We start from the raw sequence: 23,967 nt of genomic DNA, 5'->3' as shown, positions 1-23,967 counted from the left end.
CTATACTTTTTCCCAAATTTGGTCTGCATTTAAATAAAAACTGCCTAGAGAGTTAAAATTGCATTGATCTGGCGCTATTAGAGAAAGAAATGATTCTCCATTTTCTCTTTTATACAAATGATATACTTCGCCAAAAATAGGTTCAAAAGAAAATGTTGCATTAAAAATAAGTTGGTTGTAGTCAAACTCTTGCATCATTTTATCATATTCCATTTTTAGCTCTAAATACCTAGCTGCTACTTTATGATTAATTTTACTAATGCTTCGGTTCTTCCAAGCAATAGTATCTATGCTGGTAATTACTGGGGCACCCACAGAGGTTGCATAGGGCTTAAGGGCTGCATCATATTTTTGAGTTTCTTCATTAAAAACTACATTGTCTGGTTTTTTATCTGCGGTCATTTTTTTTCAAATGTTAAAATTCTATACCTTTTCTACAAAGATACGAAACGTTTAACAATAAGTTTATTTTGTTAAACAAAAAATGGTAACGCAAATAAATACACTTATAAATAAAGGAAATTTTTTTTATTAAAAGCTGAAAGTGTTAATGCTAGATTAATTTATTGACCCAAAAAAGATAAAAGTATTTAAAACCATATAAAACAAAGCGGGCAAAGAAACCCATATACTATCTTTTAAATTTAATCTCACAAAAAAACCAGATAACATAAGAAAAGCAAGACCAAAAGAAGAAATTATTAAAATTGGATTAAACTTAAGCCCTACTATTAAACCTACTGCTCCCAAAAATTCTAATGCTATTATAATTAGACCAAACTTTTCTAAACCAAACCGTTTAAATTCAGTTCTCATTTTAGGTGATTTAAAATAGTATGCAGTATAAGCAAAAAAAGAAAAACTTGAGATTAGAACGCATATTATATTTATGTCCATATCTGTTTATTATAATGATACTAATGCTAGAAAAGCACATAAAGTCAAAAGAATTAGAGAAGGTAGATGCTTAATAAAAGTGCTCCTCGTTTTGAAGTGAAAATATTGAGCGGCTACCATAAATAAGCCCATAAGAACAGATGGTATAAAAACTAAAGATGGATACCAAACACCCACAACAATTAATGTTGCCAAAGAGATTTTGGTTGCTCCTACAGAATTTCGGGTTAGATCACTTAATCCGAATTTTTTAAATTCTTCAATAACATTATGAAATCTGAAAACCCATACATAAGCAACAGAAAATGACAAAATCAATTGTACTAATTTTATAAATTCTTCCATTTTATTTTATTTTTATTAATCCTATCAACTTATGTGATGATAGAATATTTTAGTCTCAAAATTGGCAACTTCTTTTAAGTATAGTTAGCAGTTCAGTGTCTAAAAATAATGGCGGCCTCAACACAATTAAGTCACTAACTTCCTTATTTAATTTAAAGTGTTTTGGCAGCAGATAAATAATATTATCTATTTCCTTTTGTTTGACTCCCTAATTGCTAAGGCAAAACCAAAACCAAAAAGCAGTGTTATTAGACCTGCGAAATATGGTATTAAATCAATCATTTTTTACGTTATTAATTAATTTTAAGTAAATTCCAAATGCTAATATTGAAGGAACCCATAGTCCAATAAAAGTTCCGTCATCTTTGTTTCCTTGAAAATAGAGTATTTCAGAAAATATCAAGGACAATAAAGCAGCAACAAATAGGATTTTGTCAGTGGATGTAAATTTTTTAAACATTGTTCTTTATTTTTAATTCGTAGTGAAAGTATTCATTTTATTTCAAATATGTAATATTTTCTGTTTAATTATTAAAAAAAAAAAACGATAAGATGTATTATGTATAGTCTATTACATTGATCTGAAGTAGGTTTTTTTACACAAATAACCTCCTGTTACCCTTTGGGTGCTATGTAGTTAAAACAGTCATTTCCGTTCAATAATCTAGCCGAAATAAAAATGAAAACCTCAACAAGCTTATAATTAAGTAGTTGAGGCTTTATGTTTTGGGCAATGAGGGATTAACAAAAGTTTTCCCTAATATGAAACCGCTTCTGCAAATACAATCCCGTACAAGCTACACTTGTTTGTATTTTTTATTCCCAAAACTTATGAAAATTCTTTTCAACGCTATTGAAATAAAAAATCCCGATACATTTCTGTATCGGGATTGTAATTGATGTGGGCAATGAGGGATTCGAACCCCCGACCCCCTCGGTGTAAACGAGGTGCTCTGAACCAACTGAGCTAATTGCCCTCTGTTAGCGGTTGCAAATATAAGTTAGTTTTTAATTTACACAAACAATTAATTGAAAAAATTATAATATTTCTGCAACGACAAATGTACTTCCTCCCACATAGATCAAATCGCCTTTAGCGGCTCTTTTTATAGCCTGCGTATATGCTTCTTTTACAGATTCATAAGCAAACCCATGCAAGTTAAAAACTTCCGCTTGTTCTTTTAATTCAAGTACGGGCATTCCCCGAACCACATTAGGGCTACAGAAATAATAACTAGCTTCTTCCGGAAATAAAGGCAGAATAGTATCTAAATTCTTATCATTTACCGCTCCTAATACAATATGTAATGCTTTATAAGGCTCTTTTCTTACTTGCTTCATTACAATCGACAGCCCTTCTTTATTATGTGCTGTATCACAAATCACTTTCGGTTGTTCCCTTAGAACCTGCCACCTTCCATGCAATCCCGTGTTTTCAACAGTTTTATTTAATCCCCTTTTTAAATCGGAATTAGAAACTTTCCAATCTCCTTCATTCAATAATTTAATCGTTTCAATAACTGATTTCACATTTTTCTTCTGGTAATCCCCTAATAAATCAGTTGAATAATCCGCATCATTTTCTTCAGCAAAAAATATCGGACTTCCATGTTCTCCAGCTATATCTTCAAAAATGGGTTTTGTTTCAGGTAGCGTTTCACCAATTACCACAGGAGTATTTTGTTTTATTATTCCTGCTTTTTCTTTTGCAATTTCTGACAAGGTGTTTCCTAAAAACTGCGTATGATCTAATCCAATATTGGTAATAACTGAAACTTCCGGTGTAATAACATTGGTGCTATCTAACCTACCTCCTAGCCCCACTTCTATAACAGCAATATCTACTTGTTTTTTTCTGAAATAATCAAAAGCTAAGCCTACCGTCATTTCAAAAAAAGAAAGCTGATTCTCTTCAAAAAAAGGCTGATGATTTTTAACAAAATTTGAAACCGATCTTTTAGGAATAAGCGCTCCATTAATTTTTATTCGCTCTCTAAAATCCTTTAAATGAGGAGAAGTATACAATCCAACGCTATAACCAGCCTCTTGCAATACCGAAGCCAACATATGACTTGTAGAACCTTTGCCATTCGTGCCCGCCACATGGATAGTTTTAAAACTTTTATGCGGAGCATCTAAATAGTCAATTAGCTTAATGGTATTCGATAAATCTGCTTTATACGCAGCTTTACCCATACGTTGATACATGGGTAACTGATTAAAAAGCCACGCTATGGTTTCAGAATAATTAATAGAAATTATTTTTTTACTTGATGATTAACTTTTTAGTCACGCTATTCTTTCCTTCAGAAATAGACACATAATAAATTCCTCTGGAAATACCATTTAAATCCATTCGAACGCTATTCGTATTCGTTATTTCTTGCTGCATCACTTTTCTTCCTAAGGCATCATGTATAATCACAGAAACATTAGCAATAAGTTCTGGAATAGTTACTTGTACATATTCGGAAGCTGGATTTGGATATATTATTACTTCGGAAATAATTGAATTATCATTCAAGCTTAAAATATTACCTGAAAGATCAATCTTATAACTAGAACGACCATAGGTGCCAGCAAACATCATTTCTGAAGCTTCATGAATATACAGATCATTCACCACAACCGATGGTAAATTTACGCCTAATACTTCCCAAGAAGCCCCTTCATCGTTTGAAGCTAATACGCCAATATCGGTACCCACAAATAAATTTCCGTAGTTATCTTGTTCAATATCATTTACAGGAATGTCTGGAAGTGACGTTGAAATATTCGTCCAATTTGCTCCATTATCTGAACTTTTATATACATGACCTTCATCAACTCCAAAACGATATCCTGAAAAAGTCACATAAATCGTATTTACATCGTCTCTAGAGGCCAATACTTTCGTTACCCAATAATTTGGTAAAGTATCTGAAATTTTTGTCCAATTTGAACCTCCATCTAGCGTAACCCAAACATTACTGTCGTCTGTTCCTACTGTAATCACATTACTATTGATAGGTGAAACACTAATGGATGTTAAGGTCCCAAATGCTAAATTCCCATCATGTGGTCCATTGCTTAAGTCGGGACTTATTGCATTCCAAAGTCCAGCTGCATTGGTCGATTGATATAAACGATTCGTCCCATAATACACAATGTCTGGATTTGCTGGATCGAAAGCAATAGGTGTATCCCAATTATTAGTATCTCCTCCGTTTACACCATTTAAAGCACCACTAAATGAACCTGCATCATTGGTAGATTTTCTTAAATTACCGCGTTGAGACAAGGTATAAATAACATTGGTGTTGGTAGGATCCACTAAAGGTTGAAATCCATCACCTCCAGAAATTACAAGCCAATCACTTAATCCTCCTGTAGTGGTTCGTATGGTACTATTATCTTGTGAACCTCCATATACTTTATCTATATTTTGTGCATCGACATGAAAACGATAAAATTGTGTAATCGGCAAGGTGTTATTCTTTACTGAAGTGTCTCCATTATTAGAACTTTTATACAATCCTCCATCATTTCCAATTAGCACTTCTCCAGGTACAGACGCATTAAATGCTACTGCATGCTGATCGACATGAACTCCAGGGAATGTTGAACTCCACGTAGCACCTCCATTGGTAGACTTATCCATCCTGAAGCCAGAATTATACACCACATTCTCATCGGTTGGATCTACAAAGATTCCTCCAAACCACCAGTGGTAAGAAGTTCCATTACTTATAGAGTTCACTCCTACCCAAGTATCTCCTCCGTCGCTTGTTCTAAAAGTACCTTCTACATTTCCAACTTTATCGGTATAAAAGGCATATAGTACATTCGGATTTGATTTAGAGATATCGATACTAATTCTTCCTTTATCGTTTTCGTTACTTGGCAACCCGTTGGTAAGTTCAGACCAGGTATCTCCTCCGTTTTGAGAACGGTAGATTCGAGATGTTTCTCCTCCATATTGTCTGTTGTTAGGTCTTCTAATGCGTTCCCAACTAGCAGCATACACAATATCACCATTGGTTGGATGAATTGCCATATCGATGATTCCTGTAGAATCACTTACTAGTAATCTTTGCTCCCATGTCGTACCACCATCGGTAGAACGATATACGCCTCTATTGTCATCTTTTCTAAACAAAGGTCCCATTGCTCCCACAAAAATAGTGTTGTCGTCATTGGGGTCTATCAATACTTTACCAATACTCCCTACATTGAGTAAACCTTTCGCTTCCCATGTAAGGCCTGCATCAGCACTTTTATACATTCCATTTCCGTCGTATGCCAAAGAACCTCCTCCTGCATTTACTTCTCCTGTTCCTACCCAGATAATATCTGTGTCATTTTTTGAAATCTCCATATCGCCAATCGAAAGCATTTCTTGCTCATCGAAAATAGGCGTCCAATTTGTACCGGCATCTGTGGTTTTAAAAATACCGCCTGAAGCAGCTCCCACATAATAGGTTTCTGAGGCATCGATTGGGATTTCAATATCTGAAATACGACCTCCTATATTTAGAGGACCTGCAAATTCCCAAATCGCATCGGCATTGTTTCTTTCTGTTTGTTGTTTTTTCCATTGTATGGCAGTGCTATAAGCATCGGTCATTAGCTCTCCCGTAGGATAAGCACGTTGCATAAACATAAAGTCATGCGGTGATTTCTCACTATGTTCTGTTACAATTTTTTCTTCTGGATTGTTGATACAACTCAATAAACAGCTGAGTACGATACTTAGGATGGCAATTTTTTTCATAGTTTATTTTTTCGCAATAAATATAAGTAAAAATGTGAGGTTTCTAAGTTTTCAGCATGAATCAAATTAAATTTAATATACGGTAGCTCCTGTAAAAATTCTAAAGCCTCCCCTTTAAAAATAGTCCCATCTTATTTTCAAGTAGATAAATAATTTTCTTATTTTTATGATTAACTTATATTTAATTTTTTGATTAAAAAATATATAAAGCTTATCCCTTTTAAATAATATTCTAATGACAAAAATATCCTTTTATTTTATACTTGTTTTTTCCTTTTTAAGTGTAACGGTTTCTTCTCAAACGTTTGAAAGACAAATCTTATCATCTACAGATGATGCAGAGGAAAAATTTGATGGATCAGATGTACTTACCTCTAGTTCTGATCTTGAGTTGATGTATGACACTTTTAATGATCAAGGCCTACAAACTGTAGGCCTTAGATTTGATAACATTACCATACCTACAGATGCAACAATTTCAAATGCTTATATACAATTTACAGCAGATGGAAACAATTCTGGAGATATAAGCATCACTATTAAAGGAGAAGACGTTGCTAATTCTTTATCATTTTCAGATACTAACAACAATATATCAAATAGAGTTACAACTAGCTCAAATACAGTTTGGAACAACATACCTTCATGGGTAGATGATGCATCTGGGCTGGATCAAAGAACACCTGACATAGCTTCTATTATAAGTGAAATTATATCTTCAAATGGATGGCAAAGCGGTAACCCTATTACACTTATCTTAACTGGAACAGGTAGCGAGGATGAAAAGAGAAAAGCAGAATCATTTGATGGAAGCTCCGCACTAGCACCTAAATTAGTTTTTGAATACTCTTCGAATACTGAGGTAGATTTAGAATTAACTTCGTGTATTTCACCTACGAGTGCCACCTACCCAAACGCAACAACAGTTGTACAAGTAGAAATTACAAATTATGGAAATTTAACAGCTTCAAATTATAATGTCTCTTTTTCAATTAATGAAAATTTAATTGCTACCGAACCAGGAACAACACCATTATCTATTGGAGAAAGCACCATTTTTACATTTGCTCAAACTGCAGATTTAAGTATTTTAGGCACTTATAGTATAAACCTAGAGGTTACTATTACGAGTGATGAAAATTTGGCTAATAATGTAATCGCAAAAGAAATTTCAGTAATAAATGAGGTAGATCCAATTTTCTTTGACCAAGGAAGTTCCTGGCGTTTTTGGGACGATAGTTCAGATCCAGGAGCATCATGGAATACTGTAGGATTCGATGACTCTTCATGGCCCGTTGGTTTAAGTAAATTTGGTTTTGGTACTGGTGACGAAGAAACTGCTTTAAATGATAATTTAATTAGTTATTATTTCAGAAAAAAAGTAGACATAAATGATATCAGTTTAATAAATGATATTTATGTCCATATGGTTCATGATGAGGGCGCTATGGTTTTTATCAATGGAGAAGAAGTGCTGCGATCTGAAATGATGCCGCTAGGTCAAATCAATCATACAACAAGTGCTAGACAGAGTATTAACACTACTATTCAAAATGATTTTTTCACTTATAAAATAGATCCAAGTTATTTTGTAGAGGGTGTAAATATGATTGCGGTTACGGTTAGAAATAGAGATGCAGCAGATGGAGATCTTTCATTTGATTGCTTTTTAACGCAAGACTATACATATGCTCAAGATGGACCTTATGTTTATTATGAAGGAGGAGAGATTATCGTAGAGGAAGTAACACCAAGCGGATTAGTAAGCAATACATATGCAACAACAGATGGCTTAGAATTAACCTGCAACTTACCGCATATGGGAACGAGTTTTTCCTTTTTTCTAAAACCAGAAATTTTAATAGAACCTTCTGTTGATACTGAAACACCATCAAAATTTTTAGCAATTTCAGATTTTGATGGACATATTGAAGGTCTTACAATGGTTTTAAGAGGGGAAGGAATTATTGATACTGATTTTAATTGGACCTACGGAGATGGACATTTAATGATAAGTGGAGATCTATTTGATAGAGGCTATAATATTACTGAATCTATGTGGCTCTTATATAAATTAGAGAGTGAAGCGGAAGCACAGGGTGGTAAAGTTCATTTAATAATAGGTAATCATGAAATGTTTAATTTGACCGATGATTGGAGATATGTAGAAACTAAATACTTTAATGACGCGCATTTAATGGGGAAAAGAATGATAGAACTTTACGACGCTAATACTGAACTAGGAAGGTGGTTGCGTTCAAAAAATATTATGGAGAGAGTTGGAGATTACGCATTTTTACACGGCGGTATCAATCCAGAAATAGCTGCTTTAAATTTAACCTATGACCAGATTAACGAATACGGAAGATTGAGAATGAATGGCATTCCATGCCCTAACAGTGATTGCACAGAAGTAAATAGTTCTGACGGGATTTATTGGTACAGAGGTATGGTTGATGAGGAGTTGACACAAGGTGAAATAGATACTATTTTAGATGGGTTTACAGTAGAATCTGTAATTGTAGGACATACTAAAGATGATAATATAAGATCGCTTTATGAAGACAGAGTAATAGCAATAGATATGTATCATGTTAATAATTTTAATAATGGGTACATGAAAGCCTTACAATTTGAATTGGGCTGCTTTTTTACATTTCTTACAAATGCTTCAGGAGAAACGTACACTCAATTAAATCCAGAATGCGAACAAGTATTAGGTACCGTTTTAGATCTTAATGGTGACAATCAACTTTTACTATACCCAAGTCCTACTTCAAATGCATTAAACATTAAAATGCCCAATGATATGCTTGGAGATTACAATTATAAAATATTTAGCATGGATGGAAAAATTGTAGGTCAAGGAAAAATAAACCATGAACTATCAACTATTACAATTAATAACAGTACTGCTGGAAAATATATTTTAGTAATTAAAAGTTCTGATAGAATAATAAAAGGTTCATTTATTATAAAATAATAATGCTGTTTTAGAATGATATAATATTTCTCATTTCGTTCTTTTTTTCTATTGACTCTAACGGGTTTGTATAAGAATAGTAAGGGGTTAAAATGCACTGAGTTTCAGTTTAGCACCTAGCCAAATTTACAATTTTAACATTATTTTTATTTAAACCGTCAAACTGTAAATTTGGCGGACTTCGTTAATGTGTACCAACTTTGGGCTTGACAATTAGCTACATATTCATTGCTTAGTTCTAGTAGTGATAACACACTAATATTGTCAATAGCCATAGCAACGAAATAAAGAATACAAAAAGCAAAGTAACTATAGGGCTAAGCGTATATGAAGTGATCATAAAAGAGTGGGAATTCCACTTCATAGCTAATTGAATATAAATTGCAGTAGAAAGTACCGCTATCCAGAAAGGACTATTAGCTGAAAGTTTAAAATGAGAAGAAGTCTTTTTTCTGTAATGAAGCACAGCCTATTCGTGTAAAATTTGCTTCGCTCATGTGTTATGTCGGTTTGGAGCTAAATTAGTAAAAGAAAACGAACCCGAGGAAAACCCTTAGGGTTTTAAGAAGTATCTTTACCCTATTATTTATTCATTGCTATTAATTAACTCTCGCGGACAACTTAATGCCTGTTTGCACGTAAATAATTACACAAAAGTATTTTTAATCTAACGCTTTGCTCATCTCATTACTCTGCAATTCGTTCCATTCAAAGCAAATTGATGAACACAGGTATACCCATAAACAAACCAGAACCTATTGTTGTTTTTGAAAAACAAATAGATTTATTTAATCAAGCTACCGATGTGAAGGCTACGATTAAAATATTAGAAGCTGGTAAGCCTGTATTAATAACTTCTTTTTACAGCAATGGATTGTTACTTCTTAGTGAGTTACAGAAGTATCTTAAAAGAACCTTACCAAACAAGTCGTTTCAGGAACAACGAAAATTTAGGTCAAAATATCATACCCTTTCAAATCTTATTTTAACAGAAATTGTAGCTCATAAATTAACCGTGAAAAAAGCACCATTTATTGGTTGGTTCGAAAAATTGTATCCAGAAACTAGCGATTTCTTATTGTCTTTTCCTCAAGTTCAAGGGCTAAACAGTGCATGGCAATGGTACCAGAATGGAATTTCAATTCCTGTATTACGAAATAAAATACATCCATATTATGGCACTTATTTCCCTACACGTTTTGATCATTTGATACTTTTCGACAATTGGTTGAAACGGTATGAGGGTCCTAAAAAATCTGCAATAGATATTGGAATCGGAAGTGGTGTTCTTTCTTTTCAAATGGTAAAACATGGTTTTCAGAAAGTTTTTGGAACAGACACAAACCCTAATGCGATTGTTGGACTCACAGATTTTATGGGAACTACAAAGTTGTCTAGAAAAATAGAATTAGATTTTGGTTCTCTTTTTAGTACCTGGGAAAAGCAGACCGAATTAATTGTTTTTAATCCGCCTTGGTTGCCGAAAACTAAAAATACAGATAACATTGATGGATCTATTTACTACGATAAAGATCTATTCCCTGACTTTTTTGAAGAAGCGAAAAAAAGACTTTTACCCGAAGGAAAACTAGTCATCATATTTTCAAATTTAGCTCAAATAACGAAGGTAACAAAAGACCATCCTATTGAGAAGGAACTAGCTAAAGGCAATAGATTTCAATTGGAAAAATGTTTTAAGAAATCGGTAAAGGCTGCTTCTGAAAAAACAAAGAGAGATCAACACTGGCGTTCTTCTGAAGAGGTAGAACTTTGGGTATTGACAAACGCTGTTTAGCTGCAAAACTTAGATTGATTTGAAGTCCCAAAAAGCATTTTTTGGCAAAGGGGCTTCGAAGGTTTTTAACTCTTTAGAACTTGAAGTTTGATAGGTTAATTTCCTCGCATGAAGACAAATAGATAGCGGAACGTATTTTTGATCTGAACCATATTTTTCATCTCCAATAATAGGCAGTCCTATATGCGCTAATTGCGCTCTTATTTGATGGAATCGACCTGTTTTTGGTTTTATTTCTAACAGGTAACCAAAATCATTTTTACCTATAACTTGATAAGAAAGAATACATTCTAGCGAGTCTTTCGATTTTGATTGGACGATATCTGCTCTTTTTTGTAAGTTATTTTTTACAAGAAAATTAAGTAAGTTTCCTTTGTCTTTTGGCGGTTTGCTTTTAACAATTGCAACATACGTTTTTTGGACTTTCCTGCTACTAAACAGCTCATTAAACTCCACAAGAATACTTTTCTTCTTAGCAAAAACTAATACGCCACTTGTCACACGATCTAATCTATGTATGATACCAATATAAGGCTTTGGTTTATTTTTTAAAAGGTATCCATGAACCTGACTCTCAACAGTGATATTCTCGTAAGGGCTTTTTTCACTGATCAATCCAGCTATTTTATTTACGACTATATAATCGTTGTTTTCATGTACTATTTCAAGGTTTTGCATTCGCAGTTTTCTATATGAACCCTAAGGGTCTTGGCTTATTATTTCGAAAGGAATATCCCCGATTAGTTAGCAGCTTAGCTCCCTGATAATTAGAGGTTCTTTGGAAAGCTGAGTCAAAATATATTCTGATAATTATTGAAGTCTAATTTAGTAAATAAACTTAATTCGAAAGACTAAAACGATACACAATTTTCCCTATTTGTTTGGAAGGGGCTTTATCGTCTTTATTAAACTTGGTAGCTAAAGCAGCACGTTTTGCAGGCTCAGTTAAACAACGAGAATTGTTGGTAGTTCCTCTCACGCCAGGCACAGCACTAATTACATTCCCATTTCTATCTACTTCGATACTTACGACCACTGTTCCTGCCTCGTTGCAGTCTTGTACAATTTTTTCTTTATTAAGTGCTTTACGGCCTCCTAATTGGTAATTACCATCCCCATCTAACCCTTTTCCTGTGCCGTAATAATTTTTGGCATTTGGATTTCCATTGGGATCGCCTTTATCGCCCACTTCTGTATCATCACCTTCTTCCCCTTTTTCGGTGCCCTCGCTTTTAGGTCCGTTTAAAAAACTATCTAAAGCATTTTTTGTGGAGGTATCAGGCGTTGGATCTGGCACCACCTCTTTAATAACTTCTTTCGGTTTTTCTTCCTTCGGAATTTCTTTTACTTCTTCTTTTTTAGTTTCCTCCTGTTTAATCACTGGAGCGTCTTCAGTATCCTGAGTTACCACTTCTTCCTTTAGTTCGGATTTGGGTTGAGAGACAGGTTCTGAAGTGGTTTTTTTAGGCGCTGATTTTATCTTTTCGGTAGGTTGAATATCCCCTGACCCAGTATCGGTAGTTCCGAAATTAACTGCAATTCCATTTTCTATGGGTGGATCTAAATACGCCATTCCGACAAAAAACAATAATAGGATGAGCAACAGGTGTAAAATCACCGTGATAGTCATACTCTTTCTTTTATGTTCGGTATCTAAAAAACTCATTTGTTATGTTGCGTTAGGGATAAAAACGGCATCCTTTTTTTTGTCCTGTTGAGCGTAGTCGAAACATTGAGACAAAATAAAGATATAGTGGATAGCCCGACCCAAGGGGGAACGCCCAATTAATTAGGACGTACCGCTAGTACTACTTTAAAATTATTTTTATTTGCGATGTCCATTACAAAAACAGCATCTTCGATAGGTACGCCTTCTTCTGCTCGTAAAATTACCGTTGGTTCTTCCTGTCCAGACAAGGCGCTCTTGAGCTCTTTCTCTAGGCTATATTCGCTTACACGTTCTTTATTTACATAATAAGCACCGTCCTTTGTAATGCTTACAGAGGCTTTCTGCACATTGCTGGTCTTCCCATTCGCTTTAGGTAAAATTAAATCTAATGCATCGGGTGTAATCGCGGGAGAAGTCAGTAAAAAGAATACCAATAACAGAAATACGATATCTGTCATGGAGCTCATACTAAACTCTGGGCTGATTTTATTTCTTCCTCTTAAATTCATTAAGTTGGTTCGTTTAGAAGGTCTAGAAAGTCAACTGCTGTTGCTTCCATTTGGTGTACTACTTTATCGGTTTTCACTACTAAATGGTTGTAACCGATATAAGCGATAATACCAACAATTAATCCCGCAACCGTTGTGGTCATGGCGGTGTAAATTCCTTCGGCAAGAGAGCCCATTTCTGCTTGTCCGCTGCTTGTTGCTAATTGATGAAATGCTAATACCATTCCTATTACAGTTCCTAAGAATCCAATCATAGGAGCAGCACCAGCAATAGTTGCAAGAACACTTACGTTTTTTTCTAGCTTGTACACTTCTAGCCTACCTGCATTTTCTATGGCGGTATTAATATCGTCTAAGGGGCTTCCAATACGGGAAATTCCTTTTTCAGTTAATCGCGACACTGGAGAGTTATGTTGTGCACAAAGCACCTTTGCGGCTTGTATATTACCCGTAGTTACATTGTCTTTGATCTGATTCATAAAATTAGGATCAACTCCTGTCGCTGCTTTTATGGCAAATAGGCGTTCAAAATAAATATAAATCGCTACGAATAGCAGTAAAAAAAGCACTCCTATTATTATTTGTCCTGCGAGCCCTCCATTGAAGATAAGTTCCATAATGGACAATGTTTTTTCTTCAACTAAAGGTTCTAGATTTGGGGATACATCAGCACCTTCCTGAATTAAAAAATTTACCATAAATTAATTTGTTTAAATGGGATAACGAGAATATGTATATAGAAATTGTAGCTTTAAGGTAATAATACTCTTTCAATAAGAATAAATACACCTGCTCCAGCAATAAACCCAATAAATGCTAGCCATGCTATATTTTTAAGGTACCAGATAAAGTCGATTTTTTCCATTCCCATGGCAGCAACACCAGCTGCAGAACCGATAATAAGCATACTTCCACCTGTTCCTGCAGAATACGCTATAAAATGCCAAAGGATTGAATCGGTCGGAGAATCATACATCCCTATGGATGCGGCTACTAATGGTACATTATCTATAACTGCTGAACAAATACCTAATAAAATCACCACCACATCTTGATTTGGAACGGCGGCTTGAAGAACCTCAGCTAAATAGCGAAGTGTTCCTACAGGGTCACCATTTTCAGCAACTCCATACACTAAACTCTCAAGTCCTGCAACTGCCATTAAAATACCTAAGAAAAATAAGATACTTGAAATTTCGATACGAGATAATGCTTTATGAGCAGAATATAAATGACGTTTTGAACTAGAGAAATCTTCTTCTGGATGAATATACTCTGAAACTAACCATACTACTCCTAGAGCTAACATCATCCCAATATAAGGAGGAAGATGAGTTATTGTTTTAAAGACCGGTACCGATACAATCATTCCTAATCCTAAAAACAACATCGTTTTACTGCTTAATAAGCGTTCTGCTTCTGTATCCTCTAGGGTGTCTACTTCAACATTTCCTTTAAATACTTTTAAATATCCCGCAATAAAGAATGGTACTATAAAACAAACAATAGAAGGAATTACAACTGTTTTAACTAGTCCCATTGCTGTTACTTTATCGGCGATCCAAAGCATTGTCGTGGTTACATCACCTATTGGAGACCATGCTCCTCCTGCATTTGCAGCGACAACTACCATGGCTGCATACCAAAGTCGTTCTTCTTTATTACTTATTAGTTTACGCAATAAGGTTACTAAAACTATTGTTGCTGTAAGGTTATCTATAATTGCTGAAAGGATAAAGGCTAGAATACCAATAATCCATAATAATCTCTTTTTACTTTTTGTTCGTACCGCACCTTTTAATATCTCGAAACCACGGTGTAAATCGATGATTTCAACAATAGTCATAGCTCCTATTAAAAAGATAAGTATCTCTGAAGTTTTCCCTAAGTGATGCAAGAGTGTATTTTCAAAACCATGCTCTGCGGCTTCCCCTCCTGTTAAAAAACTAAATACATTTTCATGGGTATCAATTACATCAAACCATCCGCTATGAAAACCTACTGCAAGCACTGCCCATATAAGAGCTGCCATTATTAATGCAGGTACTGTTTTATCCAATTTTAAAGGATGCTCCAGTGTAATTGAAAGGTATCCAATAACAAATATTAAAATGATAATTGATTCCATAAGGGTGATATTAAGTCTGTTGCAATTTGTTTGTTTTTACCTGACAAGTAAAAGTCCTATAATAAAAATTTAAAACGTGAATATATAATGAAAAAACTCAATTTACAAATCTCAAACTAGTAAAAAATAGAAATTTTTCAACTAGTAATGCAAGTATATTTTTCCGCTAGAATGATCTTTTTTTGCTCCAGTTACACTAGACAAAGAATTCACTTCCCCTCTTAATTTTAAAACGCCTAGTAATCCAAATATAAGTGCTTCTTTATATTCTATTAATTCTTTTGAAGGTAGAATTAATTCTACTTTTTTATACTGTTTTATTTTAGAAAGTAAATAAGAATTAAAAGCGCCGCCACCTGTTACTAAAACTTTTGTGTCTTTATGAAACTGCCTTGCTATTTGACGAGCAATATGATCTGTATAGGTTCTTAACTTGGTCGCAGGATATATGTTTTGTGCATCTAGGATTGGAAAAATTTCTTGATCTACCCATTCCATTCCTAATGATTTTGGGGGTAAAACATTATAAAACGGCACTGTTCCAAGTAAACCTGAAACAGACAAGTTAAAAGTACCTCCTTTCGCTATTTTTCCTTGGTCATCATAGTCAAATCCTAGCTCATTAGCATATTTATTTAGTACCACATTTACGGCACAAATATCATAAGCAATCCGTTTTCCATCTCTTTCTAGAGAAACATTTGCAAATCCGCCAAGGTTTAAGCAATAATCATATTCATAAAATAATAATTGGTCTCCTATAGGAACCAAAGGTGCTCCTTGCCCACCCAATTCAACATCTTGCATTCTAAAATCACAGACCACTTTCTGTTGAATTAAATTAGCTAATTCTGGCAAATTTCCAATTTGTAATGTGATTCCTTTATTGGGTTGGTGTAATATTGTATGCCCATGACTACATACAGCGTCTATGTTTTTCAACTCATTCTTGGCTATAAATTTTTTAATTATTTCGGATAAGTATAGGGTGTAATCTTTGTTTAATAGTTCTAAATTTTCTTCGGAATAAGCAATCCCTTCTTTTAATCTTTTTATCCAATCTGAAGGATAGGGAATAGTTTCAGTAGTAAGGATGTTAAAGTCCCAAGAAGTACTTTCTGAAAGAGAAAAATGAAGTTCGGCTAAATCGATTCCATCCAGTGAAGTACCCGACATAACGCCTATGACTTTATATTCGTTTTGAAGCATATGTAAAAGTAAGGTGTTTTTATTGAAAATTCGGCTTGAATAAAGTATCTTTGCGAAACATTTTTCACGTAATTATAACATATTATTTCAATGGATTTTAGCTTAACAGAAGAACATATTATGATTCGCGATGCAGCGCGTGATTTTGCAAAAAATGAACTACTTCCTGGTGTTATCGAACGTGATAACAAACAAAAGTTTCCTACGCAACAAATTAAGATGATGGGAGAACTTGGTTTCTTAGGGATGATGGTAGATCCAAAATACGGTGGAGGCGGAATGGACACGATGTCTTATGCTTTAGCTATGGAAGAGATTTCAAAAATTGATGCTTCTGCAAGTGTAGTCATGTCTGTAAACAATTCATTAGTCTGTTATGGAATTGAAAGTTATGGTTCTGAAGAACAAAAACAAAAATACCTTACCAAATTAGCTACTGGCGAAAAATTAGGTGCTTTTTGCTTAAGTGAACCTGAAGCTGGAAGTGATGCTACTTCTCAAAAAACGACAGCCATTGATCATGGGGACCATTATATTTTAAATGGAACAAAAAACTGGATCACGAATGGAAATAGTGCGGATTATTATCTAGTTATCGCTCAAACAGATCGAGAAAAAAAACACAAAGGAATTAATGCTTTTATCGTTGAAAAAAGTTGGGAAGGTTTCGAAATTGGACCCAAAGAAGATAAATTAGGAATCCGAGGAAGTGATACACATTCATTAATTTTTAATGATGTAAAAGTTCCTAAAGAAAATAGAATTGGAGAAGATGGATTTGGTTTCAAATTTGCCATGAAAACTTTAGCTGGGGGACGTATTGGAATTGCTGCACAAGCCCTAGGTATCGCCGGAGGAGCTTATGATCTTGCTAGAGAATATTCTAAAGTGCGTAAATCATTTGGCACTGAAATCTGCAACCATCAAGCCATTGCTTTTAAATTAGCAGACATGCATACGAGTATTGAAGCTGCTAAGCTTTTAGTAATGAAAGCTGCCTGGGACAAAGATCAAGGTAATGATTACACTATGAGTGGCGCAATCGCTAAATTATATGCCTCGCAAGTTGCAATGGATGTATCTATTGAAGCGGTGCAAGTGCATGGTGGAAATGGCTATGTAAAAGAATACCATGTAGAACGTTTAATGCGTGATGCAAAAATTACACAGATTTATGAAGGTACTTCTGAAATTCAAAAGATTGTAATCTCTAGAGGTTTACTTAGGGATTAGATACTTTTTATAAATATAACATTCAAACTCGATCTTTGGTCGAGTTTTTTTTTGTGGCAAGTCTCAACCAAAAATGTGGAGACCGCGCTATATATTTAACATTTAGGCTAAATTATGATGGTTCCTCAGTCAAGCTGAGAATGACAAAAGTGCTGTCTTTCAGAGGGAGGTATGACCGAAGAATCTTTTTATATATTTAAGTAGGGATTCCTCATTGCATTGGGAATGACAAAAAAACTACCTTGTAATCCTGAGACATTACCTTGTCACTCTGAAATTGCCTGCACTGAGTTTGTCGAAGTGACTCAGGATCCAAATATGACTTTAATTAAAGGGATCCCCAGACACACTTTGCCTTAGCTCAGTGGGACAGCTGAGAATGACAAAATCCATGTGTTATTTTCTCTATTATAATGAGATTCCTGTCTTCGCAGGAATTTTACAAGAAGAAATTCCAGACCAATCCAAATCGGATTACTGGATCACGGTACGGATGTCCAGGCGCTGAAAAATAATCATTGGTACTACTAAAGAGTGCATTGATATGCTCAAACTTAAAAAAGATTCGCGTTTGTTTAATCTTTGTATTAAAGAAAAGATCAACCATTGGAAAGCCTCCAATTTCTTGTTCATTCTGCACATAAAATTCAGCTAATACAGGATCGTATGCATTTGAATTAAACTGAGTGAAATATTTAAGAGTAACTCCAACTTGCATAAACATAGCCTTTTTAAACCATTCATCTTGGTAATAAAGTGTATTACGGGTAATAATTTCAGGAACATTCAAAATAAATTCTCCATTTAAAACACTTTGATACATGATCGTATTTGCAAGCGCAAACTTTCGATATCGTATTTCTTTTTCAACTTTTACTTTTAAATAATCTACACGTTCACCATATTGTTGTGGAGTTGGAGTAGAGTCATTTGATTTAATAGCAAAATAAGTGTAATCATCAATCCCTGTATAACTAATATCTGCATTAAAAAACTTCTTAGATGTTAACTTTAAATGTAATTCCTGTGTTTTTACATTGTCGAAATTGGTTTGCCAATTGTAATTTTTATAATCGTTTTGATACAGCAGAAAATTATAGTTAGGAGCTGCAGAATGTATATTAATTTGAGCCTTTACCTTCGTATCTTCATTAAATGCATAAGAAGCTCCAGCGTTAATATAATTACCATCAAAATCGCTTGATACATTAATGGCTCCTTCACCAAACAGTTTAAATCCTTTATATTCTTTATTAAAAGTTGCACCTGCTTGAATCGTTGTTCCTTTCAAACGATTTGTTATGCTTCCTTCATCAAGAATTAATACTGAATTATAACCATAATTATGATCGGTATAATTTGCAAAAGCTGAAAAATTTCCTAGAAATTTATTTGAATACTTTGCAAAAGCTTCCGCTCTAAATTCCTCATAATTTACTCTAGAATGAACTAAAGAAGTATAAGATTCTCCAAATTCAGAAAAAGCAGATTGTTGAACATATAAGTATGATTTATCATCATAACTAATAGAATTACCTATCGATAATGAATGAGACGATAAACTATCCTCATCACTAATAAATTGATATTCATGTTCCGCAAACATCCGTATTCCTTTCAATACATTCTTTGCATTTTCAAACTTAACATCTAATCGTCCTCGATCTTTAAATTCGGGATCATCCTCAATAAATAACTGAACAGAAACATCTGTTAACCCACCATTTTCTTCATTTATGACATCTTGAGCTAAAATATAACTACGAATTTGATACCTTTTACTCTCTGAATGATAGTTGCTTGTAAATCTAAAGTTTCCTGTACTTGCGAGCTCATTTTGATACTTCCCTAAGGAACGCACCCCTTTATAAGCCAATGAAAAATTAAATTTTTCGGAAGTATTTACGGTAAGAAATGCATCTAATTGTTGTCCTTGTTCAAAAGCAGTTTTAAAATACAAATCACTTAAAGGAGTCGGCACATGATAATAACTTATATCATCATGATCCATCATATTAAAATGATGCCCTTGAGCTACAAATTTTGGTAATAATTCATCCTCTCTAAATGAGTGTGCTAAGGTATTATATGCTTGTCCAACATTATTAAAAGGAATTAATTCGAAATCATCTTTCCTTAAGTAATTAAATTTATAATCTTTTTGGATGCTTAAGGTCGTATCTATAAAAGTGGTATCTCTTTTTGATGAAATAATTTTATACAAATCAATAGGAGGTTTTTCTTTAGGAGGAGTTGCTGTCCTGGAATTTCCTTCATTACTTCTATTTTGCATTCCTTTTTGCATTCCTTTTTGCATTCCTTTTTGGATTCCGCTTTTTATTTGAGAAAACATCGTACAGGAAAAACCTATAAAAAGAAGCAGAAAAAGTCTTTTACTCATCAATTTTTTACTTATCAGACAAAGGTATACTTTTGAATGGAATTTTTTGTTATAAATTTTACATGCTAAAGTTAAAAATACGTCAAAATTTAATTGAATGTGGCACCGATGAAGCAGGAAGAGGATGCCTAGCTGGTCCAGTAACAGCTGCTGCTGTAATTCTTCCAGATAATTTCACTAATACTATATTGACAGACTCAAAACAATTAACTGAGAAAAAAAGAATCCTTTTAAGGGAAATTATTAAAAATGAAGCACTTAGTTTTGGAGTTGCACATGTTATGATGAAGAAAATAGATGAAATCAATATTTTAAATGCTTCAATATTGGGAATGCATCATTCCATTAAAAAATTAAATCCTAAGCCAGAATTTATAGCTATAGATGGCAATAAATTTAAACCTTATGGCAAGATACCTTATGAATGTGTGATTAAAGGAGATGCAAAATACCTCCATATTGCAGCTGCATCGATATTAGCTAAAACTACTCGAGATGATTTTATGGTAAAAATTCATGAAGAATTTCCAATGTACAATTGGAAACAAAATAAAGGTTACCCAACGAAAGAGCATCGTGCAGCCATTAAAAAATATGGTATTACGAAATATCACCGCTTGAGTTTTCGATTGTTAGCTGAAGAATAAAATTAGAAGATATCAATTGTTAAAAACACGTCAACAAACTCTTTAAATAATCCTAAAAAATAGTGTTTTCCTTTCTATTTTTGTATTGATGAAATACTTTCTAAAAATAACTGTAGTTACTTTTTTAGTATCACTTATTTGGAGCTGTGAAGATTCTAAAACAAAAGTGGGTGAATTAAAAGATTATATTCCTGAAAACACTTCAGTGGTATTAAAAATATCAGATTTTGAAACTTTAAAAGCAGATATTAAGAATAACGATTTAATTTCAGAATTTTCGGACACACCTGCCTTTTCATTTATTTCAGAAAATAATATCTTACATTATTTACAACCGGAAGGTTTAAGTATCTTTTGTATTTCTGAACATCCTTCAAACTATACTTTTATAACAAGGCAAACTAAAAATGTATTTGTTACAGACTCATTAAACAATATAACTTCTGAAAAAATTCTTATAAATGACCACCCCATTTATAAAGTTTTAATTGATTCGGTTTTACATTTTACTACACTAAAAGACAGTGTTTTTATAGCAAGCTCTTCTCAAACTATACTTCAAAATATTATTGAAGGAAACACGGAGTCGGATCCTGTTTTTCAAAAAATTAATTCTATTAATAATGAGAAGAATTTTAAAGCGATTATAAAAACAAACAACCTATTTATTAACGATTCTCTCCGTATTAATTTCGCTTCTCTTGCTTCATTAAATACGCAGATTTTACCTGATGCTATTTCTGCTACAGGCGTAGTGTTAGATAGAGATAGTGTGCCGCAGCTACTTTCTGTTTTTAAAGGTTTAGTCCCTCAAAAAAATGACATTGCTAAAATAACACCCGTTGATTCAAAAAGTGTCATCTCAGTAACATTTAATGATTTCGAAACCTTTCAAAACAATTGTGAAATTTATAAGGGTACAAATGATTCTTCTATAGAACTAATTACATTGTTAGATGCGGTAAGTGAAGCTTCATTTATTGAACATGAACTTGGTAATTCTATTGTTTTAAGTAGTTTAGACCCATCCACAACAAAAGATGCGTTTTTAAGATATAGCACACAAAAAGAAGTCTTTAAAGAAGTTATGATTCATGATCTAAATAGACCAAATTTATTGTCGAGTGCATTTTATCCTTTCTTTAAAAATAGTGCTATGAAGTACTTATTTCAGATTGATCAATTTTTTATAGTATCTGAAAACGAAGCCATTTCGCAACATATTATTTCTTCTTATTTGAATAATAACTGCTTGATTAACACAACTTATTATAAAGAATCTGTTTCAAAATTAAGTAGTGCCTCTTCCTTGTTAATTATGAAACTTAACGGAAATATTTCTTCTAGTATTGCTTCTTTATTCAACTCAAATAATACTTCAGAAATTAATACTATCGATTTCAAAAAATATCCTTTAGCGGTTTTACAACTAAGCTATGATCGGGATTTTGCACATTTAAATTTTCTTTGCAAGGAAGTCTCAAGTCAAAAAAGAACTACCGGAATTGTTTCTCAATTGGCTAGTATAAAGTTTGAAAATACGCTATTAAAAGACCCACAATTTTTCAGTAATCACCGAACAAAAGGTAAAGACATTATAGTTCAGGATGTCACAAACACACTTCATTTTGTTTCATCTAAAGGAAAAACACTTTGGACTAAAAAGTTGGATAGCCCTATTTTAGGAAAGGTTCAAGAAGTCGATATTTTAAAGAATGGTAAAAAACAATTAGCATTTACAACTGAAAAGAACTTTTATATTTTAGATAGAAATGGGAACACTGTAGCTCCATTCCCTATGAAGTTCAAAGATAGAGTAACACAACCTTTATCTGTTTTTGACTACGATAACAAGAGGAATTATCGTTTTATAGTAACCCAAGGAAAAGAAGTGTTAATGTACGACAGCAAAGGTAAAATTGTAAAAGGATTTACGTTTAAGAAAGCAACATCTACTATCGTTTTAGCACCGCAGCATTTTCGAATGGCGCGTAAAGATTATATTTTAATTGCTGAAGAAAATGGCACCTTAAATATACTTAGTAGGGTTGGAAAATCGAGAGTATCAGTTAAAAAATCGTTTAATTTTTCTACTATGTCCATTGCGAAAGAAGGCGATAATTTTGTTGTAATTACTAAAGAAAACACAAAAGAAAGTATTTCACAAACTGGAAAAATTACCACTAAAAAATTAGCCGTGTCTTCAAATTATTGGTTCAGTATTAAAGGCAAAACCAAGGCTACATTAGATGATTATTTATTACGAATTAATGGAAAATTAATTGAACTTCCTTTTGGTATTTATACTAAACCTGAAATATTTACTATCAATCGGACCACCTATATCACTATAACTGAAACACAAGAACATAAAGTTTATGTATATTTAAAAAATGGAGATTTACTCGCTGGCTTACCAATCTTTGGTACATCTAAAGCGGTTATTGGTGATGCGAATAACAATGGAAAATTAAATTTATTAGTTGCGACAGATGCAAGCACCGTGGTTTTGTATGAAAACTAAACTGTTGTTTTAAAGGAAAACTCTGCTTCAAAGAGTACCGCAAAGTGTTTTAATAATTTTTCTTTTACTTCTTCAATAGGTACTTCTTGCCTTCCTAATTCAACATTTAATGAGGTGACTGCTTTGCCTTTAATTCCGCAGGGAATCATATTATCAAAATAACCTAAATTGGTATTCACATTAAAAGCAAATCCATGCATCGTTACCCATCGACTTGCTCGAACTCCTAAAGCACAAATTTTACGCGCAAACGGAGTTCCTACATCAAACCAAACACCAGTTTCTCCTTTTGAGCGTTCTCCTTTTAAACCGTATTCAGCTAAAGTAAGAATCACCATTTCTTCAAGAAAACGAAGGTATTTATGAATATCAGTAAAAAAATTATCTAAATCTAAAATGGGATATCCCACTATTTGACCAGGGCCATGATAGGTTATATCTCCTCCTCTATTAATTTTATAATAGGTAGCATTAATTTTAGCTAGATAGTCTTCAGAAACTAAAAGGTTTTTGAAATCTCCACTTTTTCCTAATGTATACACATGAGGATGTTCAACTAATATAAAGTAATTAGGTGTTTCGATAGAAGTAGCTTCTCTTCGGTTTTTAATTTTAATATTTAAAATTTCCTGAAAAAGTTCCTCTTGATACTCCCAAGTATCCTTGTAATCTCGACTACCAATGTCTTGTATTTCGATTGATTTATTCAAAAATTATTATTTTTATAATTCAATATCTAAGTCTAAAATACCTAGATTTTTAAAATAATCTATAAACGACGCTTCTGCTTCAATAGCCTTTCCACCTAAAAAATATGTTGCATTTGTTTTTCTTCTGAAAATTGAGAAATACTATCTTTCTCTTAACCCAAAAA

The 23,967-nt window shown here is 33.4% G+C and carries 19 protein-coding genes and 1 tRNA gene; 5 read left to right on the top strand and 15 right to left on the bottom strand.

The genetic code is table 11. The features are described from left to right. The 7 genes from ABXT64_RS09965 to ABXT64_RS09935 all read right to left on the bottom strand — a co-directional run bounded on the left by ABXT64_RS09965 (position 1) and on the right by ABXT64_RS09935 (position 5,995). The gene (locus ABXT64_RS09965) at positions 1–402 is read right to left on the bottom strand and encodes a DUF2452 domain-containing protein (protein WP_443632778.1); all 402 of its coding nucleotides are present in this window, start codon (positions 400–402) and stop codon (positions 1–3) included. Positions 403–558: 156 nt separating this feature from the next. Then, positions 559–897: a DoxX family protein gene (locus tag ABXT64_RS09960; RefSeq protein ID WP_443632777.1), complete on the bottom strand. Its 339-nt coding sequence runs from the start codon at positions 895–897 to the stop codon at positions 559–561. Between the two features lie 9 nt (positions 898–906). Continuing rightward, positions 907–1,242 carry a DoxX family protein gene (locus ABXT64_RS09955; RefSeq protein ID WP_443632776.1) on the bottom strand — a complete coding sequence of 112 codons (336 nt, stop codon included), beginning with the start codon at positions 1,240–1,242 and terminating at the stop codon, positions 907–909. A 274-nt stretch (positions 1,243–1,516) separates the two neighbouring features. Then, complete coding sequence (locus ABXT64_RS09950; RefSeq protein ID WP_443632775.1) at positions 1,517–1,702, bottom strand: hypothetical protein; 186 nt, start codon at positions 1,700–1,702, stop codon at positions 1,517–1,519. Positions 1,703–2,144: 442 nt separating this feature from the next. Beyond that, positions 2,145–2,219 (bottom strand) — tRNA-Val (locus tag ABXT64_RS09945). A gap of 61 nt (positions 2,220–2,280) precedes the next feature. Continuing rightward, entirely contained in the window at positions 2,281–3,495 is a 1,215-nt protein-coding gene (locus tag ABXT64_RS09940; protein WP_443634960.1) for a bifunctional folylpolyglutamate synthase/dihydrofolate synthase, read from the bottom strand. Positions 3,496–3,508: 13 nt separating this feature from the next. Beyond that, complete coding sequence (locus ABXT64_RS09935) at positions 3,509–5,995, bottom strand: T9SS type A sorting domain-containing protein (protein WP_443632774.1); 2,487 nt, start codon at positions 5,993–5,995, stop codon at positions 3,509–3,511. A 235-nt stretch (positions 5,996–6,230) separates the two neighbouring features. On the opposite strand from ABXT64_RS09935, the gene ABXT64_RS09930 reads away from it, so the two are divergent. Together ABXT64_RS09930 and ABXT64_RS09925 are read left to right on the top strand one after the other, a co-directional pair. Continuing rightward, positions 6,231–8,978, top strand: a complete 2,748-nt coding sequence (locus ABXT64_RS09930; protein WP_443632773.1) for a metallophosphoesterase — start codon at positions 6,231–6,233, stop codon at positions 8,976–8,978. A gap of 721 nt (positions 8,979–9,699) precedes the next feature. Further along, positions 9,700–10,773, top strand: coding sequence for a Rossmann-like fold-containing protein (locus ABXT64_RS09925; RefSeq protein WP_443632772.1), 1,074 nt, complete (start codon positions 9,700–9,702; stop codon positions 10,771–10,773). 9 nt (positions 10,774–10,782) lie between these two features. Here ABXT64_RS09925 and ABXT64_RS09920 read toward each other — a convergent pair whose 3' ends face one another. From ABXT64_RS09920 to ABXT64_RS09895, 6 genes are all read right to left on the bottom strand, one after another. After that, positions 10,783–11,451 (bottom strand): RluA family pseudouridine synthase, encoded by a 669-nt coding sequence (locus tag ABXT64_RS09920; RefSeq protein WP_443632771.1) that lies wholly within the window; start codon positions 11,449–11,451, stop codon positions 10,783–10,785. A 160-nt stretch (positions 11,452–11,611) separates the two neighbouring features. Next, positions 11,612–12,439, bottom strand: a complete 828-nt coding sequence (locus ABXT64_RS09915) for an energy transducer TonB (RefSeq protein ID WP_443632770.1) — start codon at positions 12,437–12,439, stop codon at positions 11,612–11,614. Between the two features lie 119 nt (positions 12,440–12,558). Next, positions 12,559–12,951: an ExbD/TolR family protein gene (locus tag ABXT64_RS09910; protein ID WP_443632769.1), complete on the bottom strand. Its 393-nt coding sequence runs from the start codon at positions 12,949–12,951 to the stop codon at positions 12,559–12,561. Next, positions 12,951–13,649 carry a MotA/TolQ/ExbB proton channel family protein gene (locus ABXT64_RS09905; RefSeq protein ID WP_443632768.1) on the bottom strand — a complete coding sequence of 233 codons (699 nt, stop codon included), beginning with the start codon at positions 13,647–13,649 and terminating at the stop codon, positions 12,951–12,953. The genes ABXT64_RS09910 and ABXT64_RS09905 overlap by 1 nt, the downstream gene beginning before the upstream one ends. 53 nt (positions 13,650–13,702) lie before the next feature. Further along, positions 13,703–15,079, bottom strand: coding sequence for a sodium:proton antiporter NhaD (nhaD, locus tag ABXT64_RS09900; protein WP_443632767.1), 1,377 nt, complete (start codon positions 15,077–15,079; stop codon positions 13,703–13,705). A 141-nt stretch (positions 15,080–15,220) separates the two neighbouring features. Continuing rightward, on the bottom strand, positions 15,221–16,288 hold the full coding sequence (locus ABXT64_RS09895; RefSeq protein ID WP_443632766.1) for an anhydro-N-acetylmuramic acid kinase: 1,068 nt from the start codon (positions 16,286–16,288) through the stop codon (positions 15,221–15,223). Positions 16,289–16,378: 90 nt separating this feature from the next. Here ABXT64_RS09895 and ABXT64_RS09890 point away from each other — a divergent pair, with 90 nt between their 5' ends. Then, complete coding sequence (locus ABXT64_RS09890; protein WP_443632765.1) at positions 16,379–17,521, top strand: acyl-CoA dehydrogenase; 1,143 nt, start codon at positions 16,379–16,381, stop codon at positions 17,519–17,521. Positions 17,522–17,960: 439 nt separating this feature from the next. Here the strand turns inward: ABXT64_RS09890 and ABXT64_RS09885 are convergent, their stop codons facing one another. Then, a complete protein-coding gene (locus ABXT64_RS09885) occupies positions 17,961–19,922 on the bottom strand; it encodes a putative porin (RefSeq protein WP_443632764.1) in 1,962 nt (653 codons plus the stop codon). A 62-nt stretch (positions 19,923–19,984) separates the two neighbouring features. On the opposite strand from ABXT64_RS09885, the gene ABXT64_RS09880 reads away from it, so the two are divergent. Continuing rightward, positions 19,985–20,569 (top strand): ribonuclease HII, encoded by a 585-nt coding sequence (locus ABXT64_RS09880; protein WP_443632763.1) that lies wholly within the window; start codon positions 19,985–19,987, stop codon positions 20,567–20,569. 88 nt (positions 20,570–20,657) lie between these two features. Continuing rightward, positions 20,658–23,093 carry a hypothetical protein gene (locus ABXT64_RS09875; RefSeq protein WP_443632762.1) on the top strand — a complete coding sequence of 812 codons (2,436 nt, stop codon included), beginning with the start codon at positions 20,658–20,660 and terminating at the stop codon, positions 23,091–23,093. On the opposite strand, the gene lipB is transcribed toward ABXT64_RS09875, so the two are convergent. Further along, the gene (gene lipB, locus ABXT64_RS09870; protein ID WP_443632761.1) at positions 23,090–23,803 is read right to left on the bottom strand and encodes a lipoyl(octanoyl) transferase LipB; all 714 of its coding nucleotides are present in this window, start codon (positions 23,801–23,803) and stop codon (positions 23,090–23,092) included. The two genes, ABXT64_RS09875 and lipB, sit on opposite strands and share 4 nt — an antisense overlap. Positions 23,804–23,967: the final 164 nt, after the last annotated feature.

Origin of the sequence: Candidatus Marifrigoribacter sp. Uisw_064 (genome assembly GCF_047730175.1) — a bacterium.
Classification (GTDB): Bacteria; Bacteroidota; Bacteroidia; order Flavobacteriales; family Flavobacteriaceae; genus Marifrigoribacter.
The sequence above is the reverse complement of the archived record's forward strand: the minus strand, read 5'-3'. Positions and strand labels throughout refer to the sequence as shown.

Excerpts from the sequence above, each read along its gene's own strand:
- ABXT64_RS09965 (WP_443632778.1), bottom strand. The coding sequence starts at position 402 with ATGACCGCAGATAAAAAACCAGACAATGTAGTTTTTAATGAAGAAACT.
- ABXT64_RS09960 (WP_443632777.1), bottom strand. The coding sequence starts at position 897 with ATGGACATAAATATAATATGCGTTCTAATCTCAAGTTTTTCTTTTTTT.
- ABXT64_RS09955 (WP_443632776.1), bottom strand. The coding sequence starts at position 1,242 with ATGGAAGAATTTATAAAATTAGTACAATTGATTTTGTCATTTTCTGTT.
- ABXT64_RS09950 (WP_443632775.1), bottom strand. The coding sequence starts at position 1,702 with ATGTTTAAAAAATTTACATCCACTGACAAAATCCTATTTGTTGCTGCT.
- ABXT64_RS09935 (WP_443632774.1), bottom strand. The coding sequence starts at position 5,995 with ATGAAAAAAATTGCCATCCTAAGTATCGTACTCAGCTGTTTATTGAGT.
- ABXT64_RS09930 (WP_443632773.1), top strand. The coding sequence starts at position 6,231 with ATGACAAAAATATCCTTTTATTTTATACTTGTTTTTTCCTTTTTAAGT.
- ABXT64_RS09925 (WP_443632772.1), top strand. The coding sequence starts at position 9,700 with ATGAACACAGGTATACCCATAAACAAACCAGAACCTATTGTTGTTTTT.
- ABXT64_RS09920 (WP_443632771.1), bottom strand. The coding sequence starts at position 11,451 with ATGCAAAACCTTGAAATAGTACATGAAAACAACGATTATATAGTCGTA.
- ABXT64_RS09915 (WP_443632770.1), bottom strand. The coding sequence starts at position 12,439 with ATGAGTTTTTTAGATACCGAACATAAAAGAAAGAGTATGACTATCACG.
- ABXT64_RS09910 (WP_443632769.1), bottom strand. The coding sequence starts at position 12,951 with ATGAATTTAAGAGGAAGAAATAAAATCAGCCCAGAGTTTAGTATGAGC.
- ABXT64_RS09905 (WP_443632768.1), bottom strand. The coding sequence starts at position 13,649 with ATGGTAAATTTTTTAATTCAGGAAGGTGCTGATGTATCCCCAAATCTA.
- nhaD (WP_443632767.1), bottom strand. The coding sequence starts at position 15,079 with ATGGAATCAATTATCATTTTAATATTTGTTATTGGATACCTTTCAATT.
- ABXT64_RS09895 (WP_443632766.1), bottom strand. The coding sequence starts at position 16,288 with ATGCTTCAAAACGAATATAAAGTCATAGGCGTTATGTCGGGTACTTCA.
- ABXT64_RS09890 (WP_443632765.1), top strand. The coding sequence starts at position 16,379 with ATGGATTTTAGCTTAACAGAAGAACATATTATGATTCGCGATGCAGCG.
- ABXT64_RS09885 (WP_443632764.1), bottom strand. The coding sequence starts at position 19,922 with ATGAGTAAAAGACTTTTTCTGCTTCTTTTTATAGGTTTTTCCTGTACG.
- ABXT64_RS09880 (WP_443632763.1), top strand. The coding sequence starts at position 19,985 with ATGCTAAAGTTAAAAATACGTCAAAATTTAATTGAATGTGGCACCGAT.
- ABXT64_RS09875 (WP_443632762.1), top strand. The coding sequence starts at position 20,658 with ATGAAATACTTTCTAAAAATAACTGTAGTTACTTTTTTAGTATCACTT.